The 4,997-nt window shown below is 69.2% G+C and carries 2 protein-coding genes and 1 pseudogene; all 3 read right to left on the bottom strand.

Annotated features, from left to right (window positions below):
• Positions 1–116: 116 nt before the first annotated feature.
• Positions 117–1,010 carry a sugar phosphate isomerase/epimerase family protein gene (locus ACFWR9_RS34555; protein WP_383849308.1) on the bottom strand — a complete coding sequence of 298 codons (894 nt, stop codon included), beginning with the start codon at positions 1,008–1,010 and terminating at the stop codon, positions 117–119.
• A 13-nt stretch (positions 1,011–1,023) separates the two neighbouring features.
• Entirely contained in the window at positions 1,024–4,515 is a 3,492-nt protein-coding gene (locus tag ACFWR9_RS34550; protein ID WP_383849306.1) for a ThuA domain-containing protein, read from the bottom strand.
• A 245-nt stretch (positions 4,516–4,760) separates the two neighbouring features.
• Positions 4,761–4,955, bottom strand: a pseudogene (locus ACFWR9_RS34545) (dihydroxy-acid dehydratase); the annotation flags it as partial.
• Positions 4,956–4,997 lie beyond the last annotated feature (42 nt).

Below are 4,997 nucleotides of genomic sequence, written 5' to 3'. Positions count from 1 at the left end.
GCCCCGCCCACACCTGTCGCGGGCCCCCGCCCCGGCTCCCCGTCCGGCCCGGGGTACGGCGGATCGCCCCGCCCCCCCCCCCCGCGGGGGGGCCCAGGGCTCCTTCGCTCGTCCGGTCAGTACCTGAGGTTCGCCAGGTAGGTGTAGCTGTTCTTTGCCGTGGTGAACGGGTCCGCCGGGGCGTCGTGCTCCACCAGCCACTGCTTCACACCGCCACTGCGCGCCGTGTCGAACATCGCGGCGAAGTCCAGGACACCGGAGCCGACATCGGCGAAACCGCCGCTCGGGGCCATGTCCTTGACATGCAGCGCGGGGAACCGCCGGCGGTGCTCCACGAAGAGGTCCTGCGGGTCGCTGCCGCCGCCCTTCGCCGCCCAGTAGACGTCCAGCTCGAAGCCCACCAGCTCGGGGTCGGTCTCCCGCAACAGGATGTCGTACAGGTTCTCGCCGTCCACGACCTGGTGGTCCGCGCCGTGGTTGTGGAACAGCAGCGGGCCGAGACCCGCGTTGCGTGCGGCGAGCCCGGCCTTGTTGAACTCCCGGGCGGCCTCGCGGAATCCGGCCGGGGTGTGCATCGCGCCGGGCAGGCTGGGCACCACGATCCACCGGGCGCCGAGGGTGTGGATGTCCTCGAGAGCCTTCGGCAGACCGCTGCCCCGCACGGTGTCGTAGCCGACGTGCTCCAGGACGGCCCGCAGGTGCGTCTCGTCGAGCATGGAGCGGATGGCGGCGGCGCTGTTGCCGTGCCGGCCGCTCACACCGACGGTCTTGTAGCCGATCTGTGCGAGCCGGGCGAGGGTCCCCTTGAAGTCCGCCGCCAGGGGGGTGCGCATGGTGTAGAGGTGCATGCCGATCCCGGACGGCGGGATGCGGCGCCGGCGTCGTGCCCCCTCAGAGGCAGTCTCCGCCGCCTCCGCCGCGTTCGCGAGTGAGCCCGTCGCCATGACCGTCGTGGCCGCCGCGGCGGCTCCGAGAGCCTTGCCGAGGAATGCGCGTCTGGTTCCGCTCATCGGACTCCTTGTCTCAACTGACATTGATGTGGACCGAGTTGGTGGTCGTGTCGCCCTGATCGTCGGTGACCGTGAGGTGCGCGGTGTAGATGCCGGCGCGGGCGTAGGTGTGGGTGGTGGTCGCCTTCTCCTCACCGGTCGGCTTGCTGTTGTCGCCGAAGTCCCAGTGGTACGAGGCGGCCGTCCGGCCCTCGGGCAGCGTGACCTTCCCGGCCAGCTGGACGGTGAGTGGGGCGGCACCGGTCGCCGGCGTGGCCGTGACCTTGACCTTGGCCCCCTGGCGTTTCTCCACACCGGCGCCGTTGAAGTGCAGCCAGTCCACGGCGAACAGGTCGGGCTTGTCGGCCGACCACTCGGGGTTGCTGAAGACCGCGTACAGCTTCGTCGTCCCGCCCGGGTTCACCAGCGGTGTCGTCGGGGAGACGATGTTGCCGTAGCCGCCCGTGTTCGGCACGGTCACCTTGCCGAGCAGTGCGCCGGTGGGCGACCCCGCACGGAACTCGACGGTTCCGCCGATGCTGCCGGAGGACGCTCCGACGGTCACGGAGTCGATCCCCTTGAGGCTGACCGGGTCGAAGCCGATCCAGTCGCCGTCCTCGATCTCGATGAGCCGCTTGCCGCCGGAGGCGTCGCTGCGGTCGCCCACCTCCACTCCGTCGTGCGCGCCGCCCGTCGACGTCATGTGCTCGGCCTCGCGGAATGTGGTGCGCAGCGTCAGCGAGGCGGAGCCGGTCAGCGCCGGAACGCCCGGTGCGGCCTTGTCCTCGTACTGGGCGGTGATGCCGTAGTAGAGGTTCTGGCCGGGGCCGTGGCTGTCGCCGGCGTCGGTCGCGATCTCGCCGGCGCATCCGGTGTAGTTGTCCAGCGGGTGCAGATGGGAGTCGTGTCCGAGCTGCGACTGGACGACGACGCGTGAGCAGTCGATCCTGCGGCCGTCCTCCTTGTCCTTGACCTTCACGGTGAAGGGGATGGTGTCGCCGAAGCTGAACATCCCGCCGTTCGGCGGCTGCTGGATGGTGACCTGCGGCCGGGTGTTGCCGACGGTGATGTCCTGGACGGCGAGGCCGGTCAGTCCTCCGGGCCCGGTGACGGTGAGCCGGGCCGTGAAGCGGCCCTTCTCGCGGTACACGTGCGTCGGGTTCGCCTCCGTCGAGTCGGTGGTGCCGTCGCCGTCGAAGTCCCAGGCGTAGGTGACCGGCTTGTCGCCGGGCAGCCCGGAACCCTCGCTGGAGAACGACACGGTCAGCGGCACGGAACCGGTGTCCGGCGTGGCCGTTGCCTTGGCGTTCGGCAGCCGGTTGTCGCCGACGTAGTCGATCCGGTAGATGCCGGAACCTTCGTTGCTGCCGCCGCGGCCGGTGCCGCTGCCGAGTCCGAAGTCGATGACGTACATCGCGCCGTCGGGGCCGAACTCGGCGTCGAAGGGCTGGTTCCACTTCATGTCGCCGAAGACGGTGTTGATCGAATGCAGGTCACCCGCCTTCACCGGCTGGAAGCGGGGGTCGGTGAACGTCTGGTCCTGCTGCTGGAAGGAGAAGGTCTTGAACCACTTGCGGGTCAGCTCGTAGTTGAACCACTTCCCTTCGAAGGCCTCCGGGAACTTGCCCTGGTAGGCGTTCTCCGGGTCGAAGTCGTAGACGGGGCCGCCCATCGGGCCGCCACCGCCGGTACCGAGCTCCGGGAACTCGGCGGATGCCGAGTACGCGTACCAGACCGTCGCCGGCTGGGCGGGCGGCAGCTCGGTCAGACCGGTGTTGTTCGGCGAGTCGTTGACCGGCTTCGCGCAGTCGAACTTGGGACCTGAGGTCTTCGCCTGGAAGTCGTAGTCGTTGAACGGGGTGTTGTTGCCCACGCAGTAGGGCCAGCCGAAGTTGCCCGCTTCGGTGATCCGCATGTACTCGACCGTGCCTTCGGGGCCGCGGTCCGGCTTGGCCGCGCGGGCGTCGGGCCCGTAGTCGCCGACCATCAGGGCGCCGCTGATCGGGTCGGTGGTGATACGGAACGGGTTGCGCATGCCCATCGCGTAGATCTCGGCACGCGTCTTCTCGGTGCCGGGTGCGAAGAGGTTGCCCTCGGGCACGGAGTAGGTGCCGTCGTCCTTCGGTGTGATGCGCAGGATCTTTCCGCGCAGGTCGTTGGTGTTGCCCGCGGTGCCCTGGGCGTCCCAGGCGCGACGCCCCTCGCCCTCGTCGATCGGCGTGAAGCCGTCGGACGCGAACGGGTCGGTGTTGTCGCCGGTCGCGGCATACAGGTTGCCGTCCTTGTCGAACGCGAGAGAGCCGGCCATGTGCGAGTTGGCCCTGCCCTCCCCGCGGAGCGTCGGGATCGTCAGCAGCCGCTTCTCGGACGCGGGGTCGATGGTGTTGCCGGTAACCGTGAACCGGGAGAGGTTCAGGCGTTTCTCGGTCTTGTCGGAGTGCAGCAGGTAGAGCCAGTTGTTCTCGGCGAAGCCGGGGTCGAGCGCGAGCCCGAGCAGGCCGTCCGACTGGCTCGTCATCTCCGGGGTGTACGCGAAGTCGAGCGCGGTCGTGACCTTCAGCGTCCGCTGGTCGATCACCTTGACCTTGCCGGTGCGCTGGATGAAGAAGACACGCCGGTCGGGCGCCACGGCCAGCTCGAAGGGGTCGGCCAGATCGCTGGTGGCCAGCGCGGTGCGCTGGAAGGCACCGGTCTTGGTCGCCGTGCAGTCACCGGGCTTGTTGCCGGCGGCCCACTGGATGCCGCCGAGCATATGCTTGAGGAAATCCGCCTCCTGGAACGCGGACTTGGCGTGGCCGCCCGCGGTGAACCAGGAACGCCCGCCGTCGTAGTTCTGGCACCAGGACCACGGCTGGTCGACGCCCTCGTCGAGGCCGGTGACGCCGTCGCGCACCTTGACCTGGGCGAGGGTGTGCACCTTGCCGGTGGGGTTGGTGCGCCAGTTGTACCACTCCTCGGTGCGCTCCCAGAGTTCGGGAAGGCCCTCGGTGGAGGGGTGGGACCGGTCGAGCACCTTGATCCGGCCGGTCTGCACGGCCGGGTGCTTGTCGAAGATGGCGCCGACCAGGCCTTCGTACCATGACCAGTCGCGCTCGCTCGCCGACGCGGCGTGCAGGCCGACCCAGCCGCCGCCGCCCCGGATGTACTTCTGCAGGGCGGCTCGCTGAGGGGCGTCGAGCAGATCGCCGCTCTCCGGGGTGGAGTTGGTGTTGTTGAAGACGATCGCCTGGAAGCGGGCGAGGTTCGCGTCGGTGAACGCCGAGGCGTCGTCGGTGGCTTCGACCTCGAAGCCGTTCTCGCTACCGAGCTTCTTGATGGCCTCGATACCGGCGGGGATCGAGTCGTGGGTGAAGTTGGTGACCTTGGAGAAGACGAGTACGCGGTAGGGCGCTGCTTCGGCACGGGGTGACAGGGTCACTCCGAGGCTGAGGAGCAGCGCCAGCAGTGCGGTGATGACGGAGACGGGGGAGATTGCGGTGCGAAGGGCTCTCGGCCGTTCATGCCGTCTGGGGTGATGATCACTCATGGCGCTCCCGGTGCTGGTGGGGCCTGCGGGGCTGGAAAGCGCTTTCTCAATACGCCGCACAGCGTAGGTTCCGGCGTTGCGGAGGGTCAATGGGTCGGAAGTGCGCAGTGTGGCACGGCAGTTGTGGGCCTGTGGCAAATCTGCCGTTGTCCGGTGGTGTGAGAGGAGGGCCGGGCGACCCGGCCCTCCTGCTCGATCCTGCTCGATCCTGCTCGGACGCTCCGGGGCGCACGTTCCGGTGGAGGTCAGACGGTGACCGCGCCGTCCGAGGCGGAGCCCACCGTGGCGACGTACTTGCTGAAGACGCCGCGTTCCGCGAGGCGCTCCGGGCGGGTCCAGGCGGCGCGGCGGCGTTCGAGTTCTCCCTCGTCGACGAGGAGGTCGAGGGTCTCGGCGGCCGAGTCGACGGCCCCCGTGTCGCCCGCCCCGAACCAGGCGCATGGGCCCCCCCCGGGACCCCCGGGTGGATATTAAAAAAAAAC

The organism is Streptomyces sp. NPDC058534, assembly GCF_042717365.1.
Lineage (GTDB): Bacteria > Actinomycetota > Actinomycetes > Streptomycetales > Streptomycetaceae > Streptomyces.
Note: the sequence above shows the minus strand (reverse complement) of the source record. Positions and strands in the feature narration are given on the sequence as shown.

Coding starts and splice junctions, on each gene's coding strand:
- ACFWR9_RS34550 (WP_383849306.1), bottom strand. CDS start 4,515: ATGAGTGATCATCACCCCAGACGGCATGAACGGCCGAGAGCCCTTCGC.
- ACFWR9_RS34555 (WP_383849308.1), bottom strand. CDS start 1,010: ATGAGCGGAACCAGACGCGCATTCCTCGGCAAGGCTCTCGGAGCCGCC.